The sequence below is a fragment of the Paracoccus sp. S3-43 genome (assembly GCF_029027965.1).
In the GTDB taxonomy this organism is placed as follows: Bacteria; Pseudomonadota; Alphaproteobacteria; order Rhodobacterales; family Rhodobacteraceae; genus Paracoccus.
Window position 1 is genome coordinate 940,904 of the sequence record NZ_CP119082.1, and the last position, 13,254, is coordinate 954,157.

A 13,254-nucleotide genomic window follows, 5' to 3' on the forward strand; every position below is an offset into this window, starting at 1 on the left:
CCCTCAGCCCTCGGCAAGCTGGGTGACCAGCAGCTTGTCGATCCGGCGGCCGTCAAGGTCCACGACCTCGATCTGCCAGCCGGACACGGCGATGCGCGCGCCGACGTCGGGCAGCACGCCCGCGCGGTCCAGCACCAGGCCCGCGACCGACTGATAGTCGCGGTCCTCGGGCAGCGAGATGCCGATCATTTCCGCGAATTCGTCGGCGGGCATCCAGCCCGCGACCAGCCAGCTGCCATCGTCGCGCTGCACGGCCTTGGGTTCGTCGTCGCCGGGTTCGGGGAAATCGCCCGCGATCGCCTCCAGCAGATCCATCGCGGTGACGACGCCTTCGAAATGGCCGTATTCGTCATAGACCAGCAGCATATGGGCGGGGCTGGCCTTCAATTCCTCGATCACGTTCAGGGCGGGCAGGCCCTCGCGGATCACCGGCACCTCCTGCACCAGGGGGCGCAGGTCGGTCACGTCCTCGGACAGCAGGTCGCGCAGGGCGATGACGCCGATGATGTCGTTGTCCGACCCGTCGCGCACCAGCAGGCGCGACCGGCGGCTGTCGCGGAATTTCTGCAACACATCCGCCGCCGCGTCGCCGACATCGACCGTCTCGACCTCGTGGCGCGGCGTCATCAGGCCGCGGGCGGAGCGGTCGGCGATGCGCATGACGCCCGCGATCATCTCGGTCTCGGCGGGCTCGATGACGCCTGCGGTGCGGGCCTCGGACAGCATGACGCGGATCTCCTCGTCCGAGATGCCGCGTTCGGATTCGCCCGATTGCCCCAGCAGGCGCAGAACGACATTGCCCGACTTGTCCAGGATCCAGACGATCGGCGCGGCGATGCGCGAGATGAACAGGATCAGCGGCGCGATACGGCTGGCGACCCCTTCGGGTGACCGCAGGGCGATCTGCTTGGGCACCAGTTCGCCGATGATCAGCGACAGATAGGTGATCAAGACGACCACGCCGCCGACGCCCAGGGCATGGGCCAGGGCGGGCGACAGGCCGCTGTCGATCAGTGCCGCGGACAGGCGGGCGCCCAGCGTGGCCCCCGAAAAGGCGCCCGACAGCACGCCGACCAGGGTGATGCCGATCTGGACGCTGGACAGGAAGCGGCCGGGTTCGGCCCCCAGGTCCAGGGCGATGTCGGCGCCCCGGCTGCCTTCGGCGGCCATCACCTTCAGCCGCGCGGGACGGGCCGACACGATCGCCAGTTCCGACATGGCAAGGACGCCGTTGAACATCGTCAGCAGCACGACGATGAGGATTTCCAGAAGCATCGGTTCACTTTGTCCAACAAGCCAGGCTTTCCGCAATCTGCACGAAGCGCGCGCCGGTGCAAAGGCAAGAAGGGCCCCCGCGGGCCGGAATCGGCGGGCAAGGCACGCCCAGGGCGCCAGAAGCGCCCCGAACAGGGTCATGAACAGCCGCCACATCCACAGCGGCTTGCCCAGGACCAGCAGGACCAGAAATTCATCTTGCCCTCATCGTTGCCGTGGTGCTTCGATGCCGGGGGTTTCGCGGGGGCAGGGCCACTTGCATCGAGGCACGCCCGATGCGGTTCCGACATCGCTGTCGCCAGAGGGGCCCGGTTCCGCTGGGCGAACAGGTGGCGCGGCCCGGCGCGGATGGCAAGGGGCCGACCACGAAAACCGTTGCAAGACGCCGTGGTGATTAGCCATTTTCGCGTGATCGGGCGCGGGGGCAAGGGGGGATCAAAGGTGGAACAGGCGCGGCTTGGCGGGAATCATGGACACTGGCTGCACGATTCGGCGCACCAGGCCTATCTGGCAAACGACGCGCGCCGGTCGCTGGATTTCTTCGACGCAAGCGCCGGGCCGGAGGGCGGGCTGGTCACGCTGGACGAGGCGGGCCGCCCCCTGCCGGGGGGCCTTCAGGAACTGCATGTGACGACGCGGCTGGTCCATTCCTGTGGGCTGGGCCAACTGGCCGGGCGCCCCGACCGGGCGGACATCATCGACCGGGGGATGGCGACCCTGTGGCGCGGGCATCGCGACGGCCGGCACGGCGGCTATGTCTGGGCGCTGTCGGGCGGGGCGGTGGCGGACGGCACCAAGCTGGCTTACGGCCATGTCTTCGTGCTGCTGGCGGCCTCGACCGCCAAGCTGGCGGGCCATCCCGATGCCGACCGGCTGCTGGACGACATCGCGCAGGTGCTGGAGGATCGCTTCTGGGACGCCGATGCGGGGCTGTTTCGCGACGAATTCACCCGCGACTGGCAGCCGTTTTCCACCTATCGCGGCATGAACGCCAACATGCACGGGGTCGAGGCGCTGCTGGCTGCGCATGAGGCGACGGGCAACAGCGAAGACCTGCGCCGCGCGGGCGGCATCCTGGAGTTCTTCATCGTGGGCCAGGCGGCGGCGCAGGGCTGGCGCATCCCGGAACATTACGATGCCGACTGGCGCCCCGATCCCGGCTATGCGGGCAATCCGATGTTCCGCCCGGCAGGCACCACCCCCGGCCATTCCTTCGAGATGGCGCGCCTGCTGCTGCAACACTGGGATCTGGCCGGGCGGCCCGGCACGGACGCGCCCCGGCAGGCCCGGCTGCTGGTCGAAACGGCGCTCTCCGACGCCTGGCTGGGGCAGGGCGGGCTGGCCTATACGCTGGACCGGAACGGCAAGGTGGCGCGCCCCGACCGATACTGGTGGCCCGTGACCGAGGCGATCGGCGCGCTTGCCGCCCTGATCAAGCTGGATCCGCGCCCCGAGGGCGAGGACTGGTATCGCCGCTTGTGGCGCTTTGCCGACGGCGCCCTGATCGACCGCGACCGGGGCGGCTGGTTCCCCGAACCGGGCGGACCCGCCGCCGGGGGGCAGTTCCAGGGCAAGCCCGACATCTATCACGCCTTGCAGGCCGATCTGTTCCCGCTGGCGCCCGGCCTGTCGCGCCTTTCCGCCGCCCTGGCGCGGGCCGCGCCGCTGAAAGCCTGTTCCGGGGTGCATTTTCGACGCAAGCGCCTATCTAAGACCCCGAACGAACAGGCAAGGACAAGACGAACCGATGGTTCAGGATAACGGTTTCGCGGGCCCGATCCTGCATTTCCGGGGCTGCGATGCCGATGGCTTGCGCCTGGCGGCGGTCACGATCCGGCCCGACGCCGCGTCCCCGCCCGGCGCGCTGGCGACCCAAGGCGGGGCGGTCCAGCCGGTGCTGCTGGCGCGGGTGGCGGGGCTGTCGGTCTGGCGGCACGATTTCACCCTGGGCGCGGGCGAAGGCGGATACAGCCTGGACGGGCGCGGTCATCCGGTGGCGACCCGGCTGGACGGCGACATCCGCATCGCCTTCCTGTCCTGCAACGGAGAAGAGACCGGCGATCTGGACCGCGACGGGTCCGAGCGCAACCGGATGTGGGCGCGGCTGGCCCAGGATCACGCCCGCGCGCCCTTCGCCCTGCTGCTGCAAGGCGGCGACCAGATCTATGCGGACGAGGCGACCCACGGCCACCCCCTGTCCGATGGCTGGCCCGACCGCGTTCCCGACGACCCCGCCCCGGCGGATCTGGCGGATCTGACCCGTCATCTGGAGGCGAAGTTCGTCCAGCGTTATCTGATGGTGCTGGCGGCCGAAGGCTGTGCCGATCTGTTCGCCAGCCTGCCCTCGCTGTCGGTCTGGGACGATCACGACATCTGCGACGGCTGGGGGTCGCTGCCCGAAAGCCGCACGGTCTCGGCGGTGGGGCAGGCGCTGTTTGCGGTCGCGCGGCGCATGTATCTGCTGTTCCAGCACGGTGCGACGGACGGCGATGTGCCCGCGCTGTTCATGGACCCCGCCGGCCGCAACCTGGGCTGGCGGCGCGATCTGCCGGGGGTGACGCTGTTCGCGCCCGACCTGCGGTCGGAACGCCACCGCCGCCGGGTGATGGGCGATGCGGGCTGGGCGGCGGTCGACTCGCTGCGGCCCTCGGGCGATCACGTCTTCATGGTGTCCAGCGTCCCGCTGTTGGGGCCGCGCCTGTCGCTGCTGGAATCGCTGATGATGGCGATCCCCCGGATGCAGCATTACGAGGACGACCTGCGCGACCAATGGCAAAGCCACGCCCATCGCGACGAATGGCGGCGGATGCTGGGCCAGATCCTGCGGATGCGCCAGGCCGCCCCGGTCACGGTCCTGTCGGGCGAGATCCACCTGGCGACGCGGGCCGAGATGGGACCGGAGCATACGAAAATCCACCAGCTTGTCGCATCCGGCATCTCGCATCGCGCGCCGCCCCGCGCCTATGCCCGCGCGCTTGGCCTGTTCGCGGGACTGGGCGATGCGCCCTTGCAGGGCCACCCCATCGCGATCCGCCCCCTGCCGGGCCAGAAGCACCGCTATGTCGCCGAACGCAATTTCCTGACGCTGGATCGCCGGGGCGGGCGGTGGAGGGCGGTCTGGCATCTTGAGGACAGCGGCCCGACGCCGCCGCTGGCGCTGGACTAGCGTTCCAGGACCAGCAGGTCGCCCTCGAAACTGACGCGGGCGAAGGTGCGCAGATAGGACATGCCCAGCAGCGACCCGTCCAGGTCGGCGCCGATCACCCAGGCGCGGACATTGCGGTCCACGATGTCGCCGATGGCGATTTCCCTGATGGTGACGGGGGCCGTCTGGACCCGGCCGTTCGCGGTCATCGCCGTGCCGACATAGGCCAGCCCGTCGGGATCCAGCCCCACGCGCCGCGCATCCGCCGGGCCAAGCGCGATGGATGACGCGCCGGTATCGACCATGAAGCGCACCTCCTGCCCGTTGACCTGGGCGGTCAGGTGGAAATGGCCGTCGCGGCCCACGGGAATCTCGATCTGGCCGCCGTCCAGCACCTGCTGGCGCGGGGCGTTGCCGTCGATATACCAGGTCGCGGCCAGCGTGGCGCCGGCGAAGATCACCGCCCACAGCATGATCTGGCGCAGCACCTGCCCGCCGCGTCCCGCCAACTCGAAGATCATCGCGCCGCCGATCACCAGCAGAAGCAGGCCGTAATAGACAACCTGCATGGTGTCGTCGCCGGTCATCGGAACAATCCCGATCCCTTGAGCCCGTCGATCACGAACTGCACCGACAGCGCCGCCAGCAGCATCCCCAGCAGGCGCGTCACCACCATCACCCCGGTCCGCCCCAGGGCATGGGCCAGGGGGGTGGCGATCACGAACAGCGCCATGGCGATGGCCAGCACGGACAGCATCACCGCGTTCACCATGACCATATGTCCGATGCCGGGCGATTCCCCCATCAGCAGGATCATCGAGGCCAGCGCCCCCGGACCCGCCAGCAGCGGCATCGCCAGCGGAAAGACCGAGGGGTCGTGATGCAGCGGATCGGCCTCGCCCTGGTTCTCGCGCCGCTCGGTCCGGCGTTCGAACAGCATGTCCAGCGCCGTCAGGAACAGCAGCAGGCCCCCCGCGATGCGAAAGGCGGAAATCGAGATGCCGATGGCCTCGAGGATGGATTTGCCCGCGAAGCCGAAGATCATCATCAAGACGGCGGCGATGGCCAGGGCGCGAAAGCCGATGCGGCGGCGCTGCGCCGCGCCCATGCCGGGCGTCAGGGCGATGAACACCGGCGTCAGCCCGATCGGGTCGATCACCACGAACAGCGTGACAAAGGCGGTGACATACAGCGACAGGTCCATTCCGTCTTATGACCCGCACGCCCGGCCCTGCCAAGCCGGGCGGCCGGGGGCAGGGCTTTCAAAATACCGTCAGTTTGTCGCAGATTAATGACGAGGGCCCCGAATCATGGCAGTTGGGGTTTCGCTGCGGGGGCCAAGGCTCTATATTCCGCAGATTGGTTGAACCCAGGTCATCGGCCTGGCTTTGGAACTGGAGAACTGAAATGCACATGCCGTCCCCCATGGCACTGCTCGTCATCGCCATCGTGGTGCTGGTCCTGTTCGGCCGCGGCAAGGTATCCTCGCTGATGGGTGAAGTCGGCAAGGGCATCACCGCCTTCAAGAAGGGCATCAACGACGGCAACGCCGAAACGGCCGCCGACCGCAACGCCGCCCTGGACAAGCCCGTCCCGCCCGCCGCCCCTGTCCAGCCCGTGCCCGGCGCCGAGGCGCGCGACGTGACCCCCTCGAACGAACCCCGCGTCTGATCCCGCGACCGGGACAGGGGTTCCAGAATGCTTGATGTCGGGTGGAGCGAACTGCTGCTGATCGGTGTCGTCGCGCTGATCGTCATCGGTCCCGAGGATTTGCCGAAGCTGTTTCACACCCTGGGCCGCATCACGGCCCGGGCCCGGTCCATGGCGCGCGAATTCACAAGCGCGATGGAGGATGCGGCCAAGGGCAGCGGCATCAACGAGGCTACGAAGGATCTCAGGGACTTGAAGAACTTAACCTCGAAAAAGTCCCTGGGCCTGGACGCGCTGGACCGCGCCGCGACCCGGTTCGAGCAATGGGATCCCAAGGCTGGCCGGGAGAAATCCACGCGTGCCGCGCCCGATCCGGCGGCGCCCGCCGCGCCCGCCGATACCCGGCCCCTGGACGCGCCCCCGGTGCCCGCTGCCATGCAGGCCGCGAACGAAGCCGCCGCTGCCCCGATGCCGGTTTCGGACAGCCCGCGCCGTATCGCCGGTGTCCGCCGTTCGGACATGAAGGACCATTAAGTGGCATCGCACAACGCCGATGAGCTGGACGACAGCTCGGCCCCGCTGATCGAGCATCTCAAGGAATTGCGCACCCGCCTGGTCTGGTCGGCCCTGGCCTTCGTGGTGGCGATGATCCTGTGCTATCTGGTCTGGAACCCGATCTACAACTTCCTGACCCAGCCGATCTGCGCCGCGTTGCAGGACCGGGGCCAGGAATGCGGGCTGATCCTGTTGAAGCTGCAAGAAGGCTTCACGGTCGCGCTTCGGATTTCCTTCTTCGGCGGCTTCATCCTGGCCTTTCCGGTCATCGGCTATCAGTTGTGGCGCTTCGTGGCGCCGGGACTTTACCGCAGCGAGAAGCGGGCCTTCCTGCCGTTCCTGGTGGCCTCGCCGGTGATGTTCGCCCTGGGCGCGGCCTTCGCCTATTACGTCATCCTGCCGATGGTGTTTTCGTTCTTCCTGGGCTTCCAGCAGGGTCCGCTGGCGCTGCCCGACGATTCGACGGGGGTCGAGGCCTCGGCCAACAGCCATCTGGCGGGCATCGTCTTTCAAGGCTCGGTCAGCGAATACCTGAACCTGACCACGCGCTTCATCCTGGCCTTCGGGCTGTCCTTCCAGCTGCCCGTGGCGCTTGCGCTGATGGGCCGGGCGGGGTTGGTATCGGCCCAGACGCTGGCCAGCACACGCCGCTATGCGGTGGTGATCATCCTGACCCTGGCGGCCTGCCTGACGCCGCCCGACGTGGGCAGCCAGCTTGTGTTGTTCTCGGTTGTTTACGGGCTTTACGAGATCTCGATCCAGATCGTCCGCCAGATCGAGAAATCGCGCGAAAAGGAACTGCGCGCCCAGGGGTTGTGGGACGAGGACGCCTGATGCCCGACGACCTGCGCCGCATCGCCGAGGCGCTGGAGCGCCTTGCCCCGCCGCCCATTCCCGCCCCGACCTTTACCGAGGCCAGTGCCTATGTCTGGCATCCCGATCCCGACCGGCTGGAGCCTGTGGGCAGCGTGGCCCGCGTCGATCTGGTGCAGCTGATCGGCATCGACCGGGCCAAGCGGATCCTGCTGGACAACACCCTGCAATTCGCGCGCGGCTTCGGCGCGAACAACGCCCTGCTGTGGGGCGCGCGGGGGATGGGCAAGTCGTCCTTGGTCAAGGCCGTCCATGCCGAGGCCGTGGCCCAGGGCCTGCCGCTGGTGCTGGTCGAGATCGCCCGCGACGACCTGGGGTCGGTGGGGCGGTTGCTGGCGATCCTGGGACGCGCCAGCGACAAGCGGTTCCTGCTGTTCTCGGACGACCTGTCCTTCAGCCATGACGACACGCAGTATAAATCGCTGAAGGCGGTGCTGGACGGCGGCATCAGCGGGCGGCCCGCGAATGTGATCCTTTACGCCACCTCGAACCGCCGCCACCTGATGCCGCGCGACATGATCGACAACGAACGCGCCACGGCGATCCATCCGGGCGAGGCGGTCGAGGAAAAGGTTTCCCTGTCGGACCGCTTCGGGCTGTGGCTGGGCTTTCATCCTTGTTCGCAGGACGAGTATCTGGCGATGGTCCGGGCCTATTGCGATGCCTATGGCCTGGACATCGACGACGATACCCTGCGGGCCGAGGCGATCGAATGGCAGGCCACGCGCGGCGGCCGATCGGGCCGGGTGGCCTGGCAGTTCTTCACCGATCTGGCCGGGCGGCACGGGGTGGCGGTTTAAGCCGGGGTCGCAGGCGGGATCAGGAGACGTATACGTTCCCCCGCCCTTTGAAGCGCCCGCTTGGGGGCGGGGGCAGAAAAGGCGATGGCCTTCGCCAGTCAGGCCTCGGTGTCCTGCTTCGCCAAGGCCGCTTCCCGCATCTGCGTCAGGGTCTGGCGCGGGGTCAGCGCCTCGGGAGAGATGTCGAGGTCCAGCAGGGCGCCGGTCTTGGACCCCATCGCCCTCGCGAAGGCGGCGGCGAATTCGCCGGTCGCGGCCACCCGTTCGGCATGGAAGCCATAGGCTTTCGCCAGCATCACGAAATCCGGGTTCTGCATGGTCGTGCCCGACACCCGCGCCGGATAGGTCCGTTCCTGATGTGCGCGGATCGTGCCGTAGATGCCGTTGTTCAGCACCAGCACGATGGGTTGCGCGCCTGCCTGCGCGGCCGTCGCCAGTTCCGCGCAGGACATCTGGAAATCGCCGTCGCCCGCGAAGCAGACCACCGTCCGCGCCGGATGGGCGATCTTCGCGGCGATGGCGGCGGGCAGGCCATAGCCCATGGCGCCCGATTGCGGGGCCAGCAGCCGCGCCCTGGGACCGAAGGCGAAGAACTTGTTCGGCCAGACCGCGAAGTTTCCCGCCCCGTTGGTCAGGATCGCGTCCTCGGGCAGGGACTGGCGCAGGTGGTCCATGACCGCGACCATGTCCACGGGCGACGGCTGCGCGGGCGCCTGCATCGAGGCCAGATATCCCGACCGCGCGGCCTTGCGCCAATCGACCCACGGTCCCGTGACCGGCCGCAGCGCATGGGCAAGCGCGTTCGGCCCCGCCTGGATCCCCAGGCGCGGCTGATAGATCTTGCCGATCTCGGCATCCGAGGCATGGGCGTGGATCAGCACCTGTTCCGGCTGCGGCACCCGCAGCAGCGTATAGGCGTCGGTCGTCATTTCCCCGAAGCGCACGTTGACGGCCAGCAGCACGTCGCATTCCGCGATCAGGCGGCGGACATGGGGCGGCATCCCCACGCCCGCCTCGCCCGCGTAAACCGGCGAGGTGTTGTCGAAGCAGTCCTGGAACCGGAAGGCCGCCAGGACGGGGATGTCGGACGCCTCGGCAAAGCGTTGCAGGGCGGTCTTGCCGGCATCCGTCCAGGTGCAGCCGCCGGTCAGGATCAGCGGGCGCCGCGCCTCGGCCAGCAGGGCCAGGGCTTGGTCCAGGGCGGCGGGCAGGGGCGCGGGTTCGGCGATCCGGGACGGGCCGGTCAGGGGCTGCGCGTCGGTGGGGGCGGTCAGCATGTCCTCGGGCAGGGCGATCACGACGGGGCCGGGGCGGCCGGTGGTGGCGGTCTTCCAGGCGCGGGCCAGGATTTCCGGGATGCGGTCGGCGCGGTCGATCTGCACGGCCCATTTCGCCATGCTGCCGAACACCGCCGGATAGTCGATCTCCTGGAACGCCTCGCGCCCGATCATGTCGGTGCCGACCTGGCCCACCAGGACCAGCATCGGCGCGCTGTCCTGCATGGCGGTATGGATGCCGATGGCGGCGTTGGTGACGCCCGGCCCGCGCGTCACCAGGCAGATGCCGGGCTGTCCGGTCAGCTTGCCCCAGGCGGCGGCCATGAAGGCCGCGCCGCCTTCATGGCGGCACAGCACGAAATCCAGCCGCCCGCGCGTGTCGTGCAGCGCGTCCAGCACCGCCAGATAGCTTTCGCCCGGAATCCCGAAGGCCTTGGTCGCGCCAAGCGCCATCAGGCAATCCACCAGCAATGCCCCGCCGTTCCGTGTCATGTCGCCCCCCGTGTCCGGGCCAGCTTACCGGCGAAGCGGCGCGGCTGCCAGCGTCAGTTCGACGCACAGGCCGGGGCGGGCGCGAGGGGCGGGATCGGCCTCGGCCGCCCCGGTCGATTTTGCTCGACCGTCCGCCTTGCCGCACCGTCGCCGCTTGCGGCCTGCGCGATCCGTGCCTAGTTTCCGGCCTCACATCTGGAATTTGCGGTGCGCGATGACGACGACAGACCTGCCCTTCCCGTCCTGGCCTGTCGGCGGCGGCCTTTGCGGAGAGCTGGTGCGCCGGTTCGACTGGTCGCGCACGTCCCTGGGGCCGATCCGGGACTGGCCCGCCAATCTGCGGATCAAGGTCAATTCTCTGGTCAACTCTCCGATCCCCCAGGTTCTGATGTGGGGGCCGGATCATGTGATGATCTATAACGACAGCTATATCGACATCGCGGGCAATTATCATCCGCGCGCCCTGGGCGGCAGGGTGCGCGACATCTGGCCGGAGATCTGGGACTTCCACAGCGAGGTTCTGGACCGGGCGATGCGCGGCGAGGTGCAGTCGTTTCGCGAACAGCCGATGGTCCTGAACCGCAACGGCCAGCCCGAGGATGTGATCTTCGACCTGTTCTATACCCCCATCTATGACGAATCCGGCACGGGCGTGGACGGTGTCCTGTGCACCGTCCTGGACATCACCGGAGCCGTGCGCGCCCGCGACGCCTTGGCCGAAAGCCGGGCCGAGCTTTACCACCTGTCCGACGCGCTGCCGATCCTGGTGGCCTTCCTGGACCGGTCGCTGGTCTTCCGCTTCGCCAACCAGTGCTATCTTGAAGTGTTCGGCGTCACCCATGACCAGGTGATCGGCAAGCGCATCGACGACATCCTGGGGGCCGGGCAGGCCGCCCAGACCCAGGACATGCTGGACCGCGCCCTTCTGGGCGAGACGGTGAACGTCGATGCGATCGTGCGCCTTCCCGGCGACCGGCCCCGCAGCCTGGAAATGCGCTGCCTGCCCCGCATGTCGCGGGACGACCGGATCGACGGCGTCTACATGATCCTGATCGACATCGAGGATCGCAAGCAGACCGAAAACCGGCTGCGCGACAGCAACAACCGCTTCCACGCGGCGGTCGATGCGATCCACAGCGTCTTGTGGACCAACTCTCCCGAAGGCCGGATGGAGGGGGAACAGCGCGGCTGGGCGGCGCTGACGGGCCAGGATTTCGACGCCTATCAGGGCCATGGCTGGGCCGATGCGCTTCATCCCGACGACCGCGCCCCGACGATCAAGGCGTGGCAGCGGGCGCTTGCGGCGCAGTCGACCTTTGAATGGGAACACCGGCTGCGCTGCGCGGACGGCGAATACCGCATCTTCAGGATCCGCGCGGTGCCGACGCGCGACGATGCGGGGCGGATCACCGAATGGGTGGGCGTGCATACCGACATCACCGAACAGCGCCTGTCCGAGGCGCAGTTGCAGGCCCAGGCCGAGGATCTGCAACGCCAGATCGCCCATCGCCAGCGGGCCGAGGATCAGCTGCGCCGCCTGAACGAGACGCTGGAGGCCCGCGTCGCGGACGAGATCGAACAGCACCGCAAGACCGAACAGGCCCTGCATCGGTCGCAGAAGATGGAATCCATGGGCCAGCTGACCGGCGGCGTGGCCCATGATTTCAACAATCTCTTGCAGGTGATCGCGGGCAGTCTTCAGATGCTGGCGAAGGATTGCGAGGGCAATGCCAGGGCCAGCCAGCGGGTCGAACACGCGCTGTCGGCCGTCGCGCGCGGCGCCAAGCTGGCCAGCCAGCTTCTGGCCTTCGGGCGCCGTCAGCCGCTGGAGCCTCGGGTGATCCAGCCGGCCCGCCTTGTGACCGAGATGGACGACCTGCTGCGCCGGTCGCTGGGCGAGGCGGTCGAGGTTCAGGTGATCGTCCCGCAGGGCCTGTGGAACATCTGCGTGGACCGCGCCCAACTGGAAAGCGCGCTTTTGAACCTGGCGATCAATGCCCGCGACGCGATGGACGGCCCCGGCCAGCTGACCATCGAAATGGCGAACAAGCGGCTGGACGAGATCTATGCCCTGGCGGCGGGCGATGTCTCGGCCGGGGATTACGTGATGCTGGCCGTGACCGACACCGGCTGCGGCATGACCCCCGAGGTGCTGGAGCGGATCTTCGATCCCTTCTATTCCACCAAGCCGGAAGGGCGGGGGACGGGCCTGGGCATGTCCATGGTCTATGGCTTCGTCAAGCAGTCGGGCGGCCATGTGTCCGTCTACAGCGAACCGAACGAGGGGACGACCGTCCGCATCTATCTGCCGCGTTCCGACAGCGACGAGGATACCGACGCCCCGCTGTTCGACGGTCCCATCGTCGGCGGCACGGAAACCATCCTGGTGGTCGAGGATGACGAGGCCGTGCGCGCCACCGTGGTCGATCTGCTGGAATCGCTGGGATACGAGGTGCTGACGGCGCGGGATGCGCAGGCGGGTCTGGCGGTCGTGGAAAGCGGGCTGCATATCGACGTGCTGTTCACCGACGTGGTGATGCCCGGCGGGCTGTCCAGCCGCGACATGGCGCGGCGCGCGCAGCAGATCCTGCCGGGGCTGGGGGTGCTGTTCACCTCGGGCTATACGGAAAATTCGATCGTCCATGGCGGCAGGCTGGATCCGGGGGTCGAGCTTTTGTCGAAACCCTATTCGCGCGAGGCGCTGGCCCGGCGGTTGCGCCATGTGATCGCCAATGCCCGGCAGGCCCGGCAGGCGGCCGATGCCGACCGCGCCCCGCAGCAGCCCGCCCCGCAGCAGCCGGTGCCCGCCGAGATGCGCCCCCTGTCGATCCTGCTGGTCGAGGACAACGCGCTGATTCGCACCGATACCGCCATCATGCTGGAGGAGATGGGCCATACCATCGTCCAGGCGGGCAAGGCCGCGCCCGCGCTGTCCAGCCTGGAGGGCCGGCCCTTCGACCTGCTGCTGACCGATCTGGGCCTGCCCGACATGAACGGCAACGACCTGGCGCGGCGGGCGGTGGACATCCGGCCCGGCCTGGCGGTGGTCTATGCCACCGGCGACAGCGACCTGCCTGCGGGCTGCCCGCCGCAGACCGTGCTGCTGTGCAAGCCCTATGGCGAGGACGACCTGCGCGCCGCGGTCCGGCTGGCCCTGTCACGCATAGGCTGATGGCCCTTGGCGGGC

Annotated in this window: 11 protein-coding genes; 7 read left to right on the forward strand and 4 right to left on the reverse strand. The window is 68.5% G+C overall.

Annotation, left to right across the window (positions count from 1 at the left end; all coding sequences use genetic code 11):
* Window positions 1-3 precede the first annotated feature (3 nt).
* Entirely contained in the window at window positions 4-1,275 is a 1,272-nt protein-coding gene (locus tag PXD02_RS04845; RefSeq protein ID WP_275105788.1) for a hemolysin family protein, read from the reverse strand.
* A gap of 441 nt (window positions 1,276-1,716) precedes the next feature.
* On the opposite strand from PXD02_RS04845, the gene PXD02_RS04850 reads away from it, so the two are divergent.
* A complete protein-coding gene (locus PXD02_RS04850) occupies window positions 1,717-3,036 on the forward strand; it encodes an AGE family epimerase/isomerase (protein WP_275105789.1) in 1,320 nt (439 codons plus the stop codon).
* Entirely contained in the window at window positions 3,023-4,441 is a 1,419-nt protein-coding gene (locus PXD02_RS04855; protein ID WP_275105790.1) for an alkaline phosphatase D family protein, read from the forward strand. Before PXD02_RS04850 ends, PXD02_RS04855 begins: the two co-directional genes overlap by 14 nt.
* On the opposite strand, the gene PXD02_RS04860 is transcribed toward PXD02_RS04855, so the two are convergent.
* Both PXD02_RS04860 and PXD02_RS04865 read right to left on the reverse strand, forming a co-directional pair.
* Entirely contained in the window at window positions 4,438-5,007 is a 570-nt protein-coding gene (locus tag PXD02_RS04860; protein WP_275105791.1) for a retropepsin-like aspartic protease family protein, read from the reverse strand. The two genes, PXD02_RS04855 and PXD02_RS04860, sit on opposite strands and share 4 nt — an antisense overlap.
* Window positions 5,004-5,624 (reverse strand): MarC family protein, encoded by a 621-nt coding sequence (locus PXD02_RS04865; protein ID WP_275105792.1) that lies wholly within the window; start codon window positions 5,622-5,624, stop codon window positions 5,004-5,006. Before PXD02_RS04865 ends, PXD02_RS04860 begins: the two co-directional genes overlap by 4 nt.
* Window positions 5,625-5,827: 203 nt before the next feature.
* Between PXD02_RS04865 and PXD02_RS04870 the strand changes: the two genes are divergently transcribed.
* Genes PXD02_RS04870 through PXD02_RS04885 form a run of 4 tightly spaced genes read left to right on the forward strand, consistent with a single transcriptional unit; the run spans window position 5,828 to window position 8,298 of the window.
* Window positions 5,828-6,091 carry a twin-arginine translocase TatA/TatE family subunit gene (locus PXD02_RS04870; protein ID WP_275105793.1) on the forward strand — a complete coding sequence of 88 codons (264 nt, stop codon included), beginning with the start codon at window positions 5,828-5,830 and terminating at the stop codon, window positions 6,089-6,091.
* Between the two features lie 27 nt (window positions 6,092-6,118).
* Window positions 6,119-6,604 (forward strand): Sec-independent protein translocase protein TatB, encoded by a 486-nt coding sequence (gene tatB, locus PXD02_RS04875; protein ID WP_275105794.1) that lies wholly within the window; start codon window positions 6,119-6,121, stop codon window positions 6,602-6,604.
* A complete protein-coding gene (gene tatC / locus PXD02_RS04880) occupies window positions 6,605-7,459 on the forward strand; it encodes a twin-arginine translocase subunit TatC (RefSeq protein ID WP_275105795.1) in 855 nt (284 codons plus the stop codon). It abuts the gene before it with no gap.
* Window positions 7,459-8,298 (forward strand): ATP-binding protein, encoded by an 840-nt coding sequence (locus tag PXD02_RS04885; RefSeq protein ID WP_275105796.1) that lies wholly within the window; start codon window positions 7,459-7,461, stop codon window positions 8,296-8,298. Before tatC ends, PXD02_RS04885 begins: the two co-directional genes overlap by 1 nt.
* A 98-nt stretch (window positions 8,299-8,396) precedes the next feature.
* On the opposite strand, the gene PXD02_RS04890 is transcribed toward PXD02_RS04885, so the two are convergent.
* The gene (locus tag PXD02_RS04890) at window positions 8,397-10,067 is read right to left on the reverse strand and encodes a thiamine pyrophosphate-dependent enzyme (protein ID WP_275105797.1); all 1,671 of its coding nucleotides are present in this window, start codon (window positions 10,065-10,067) and stop codon (window positions 8,397-8,399) included.
* A 214-nt stretch (window positions 10,068-10,281) separates the two neighbouring features.
* Between PXD02_RS04890 and PXD02_RS04895 the strand changes: the two genes are divergently transcribed.
* On the forward strand, window positions 10,282-13,239 hold the full coding sequence (locus PXD02_RS04895) for a hybrid sensor histidine kinase/response regulator (protein ID WP_275105798.1): 2,958 nt from the start codon (window positions 10,282-10,284) through the stop codon (window positions 13,237-13,239).
* Window positions 13,240-13,254 lie beyond the last annotated feature (15 nt).

Coding starts and splice junctions, on each gene's coding strand:
- PXD02_RS04845 (WP_275105788.1), bottom strand. CDS start 1,275: ATGCTTCTGGAAATCCTCATCGTCGTGCTGCTGACGATGTTCAACGGC.
- PXD02_RS04855 (WP_275105790.1), top strand. CDS start 3,023: ATGGTTCAGGATAACGGTTTCGCGGGCCCGATCCTGCATTTCCGGGGC.
- PXD02_RS04860 (WP_275105791.1), bottom strand. CDS start 5,007: ATGACCGGCGACGACACCATGCAGGTTGTCTATTACGGCCTGCTTCTG.
- PXD02_RS04865 (WP_275105792.1), bottom strand. CDS start 5,624: ATGGACCTGTCGCTGTATGTCACCGCCTTTGTCACGCTGTTCGTGGTG.
- PXD02_RS04870 (WP_275105793.1), top strand. CDS start 5,828: ATGCACATGCCGTCCCCCATGGCACTGCTCGTCATCGCCATCGTGGTG.
- tatB (WP_275105794.1), top strand. CDS start 6,119: ATGCTTGATGTCGGGTGGAGCGAACTGCTGCTGATCGGTGTCGTCGCG.
- PXD02_RS04885 (WP_275105796.1), top strand. CDS start 7,459: ATGCCCGACGACCTGCGCCGCATCGCCGAGGCGCTGGAGCGCCTTGCC.
- PXD02_RS04890 (WP_275105797.1), bottom strand. CDS start 10,067: ATGACACGGAACGGCGGGGCATTGCTGGTGGATTGCCTGATGGCGCTT.
- PXD02_RS04895 (WP_275105798.1), top strand. CDS start 10,282: ATGACGACGACAGACCTGCCCTTCCCGTCCTGGCCTGTCGGCGGCGGC.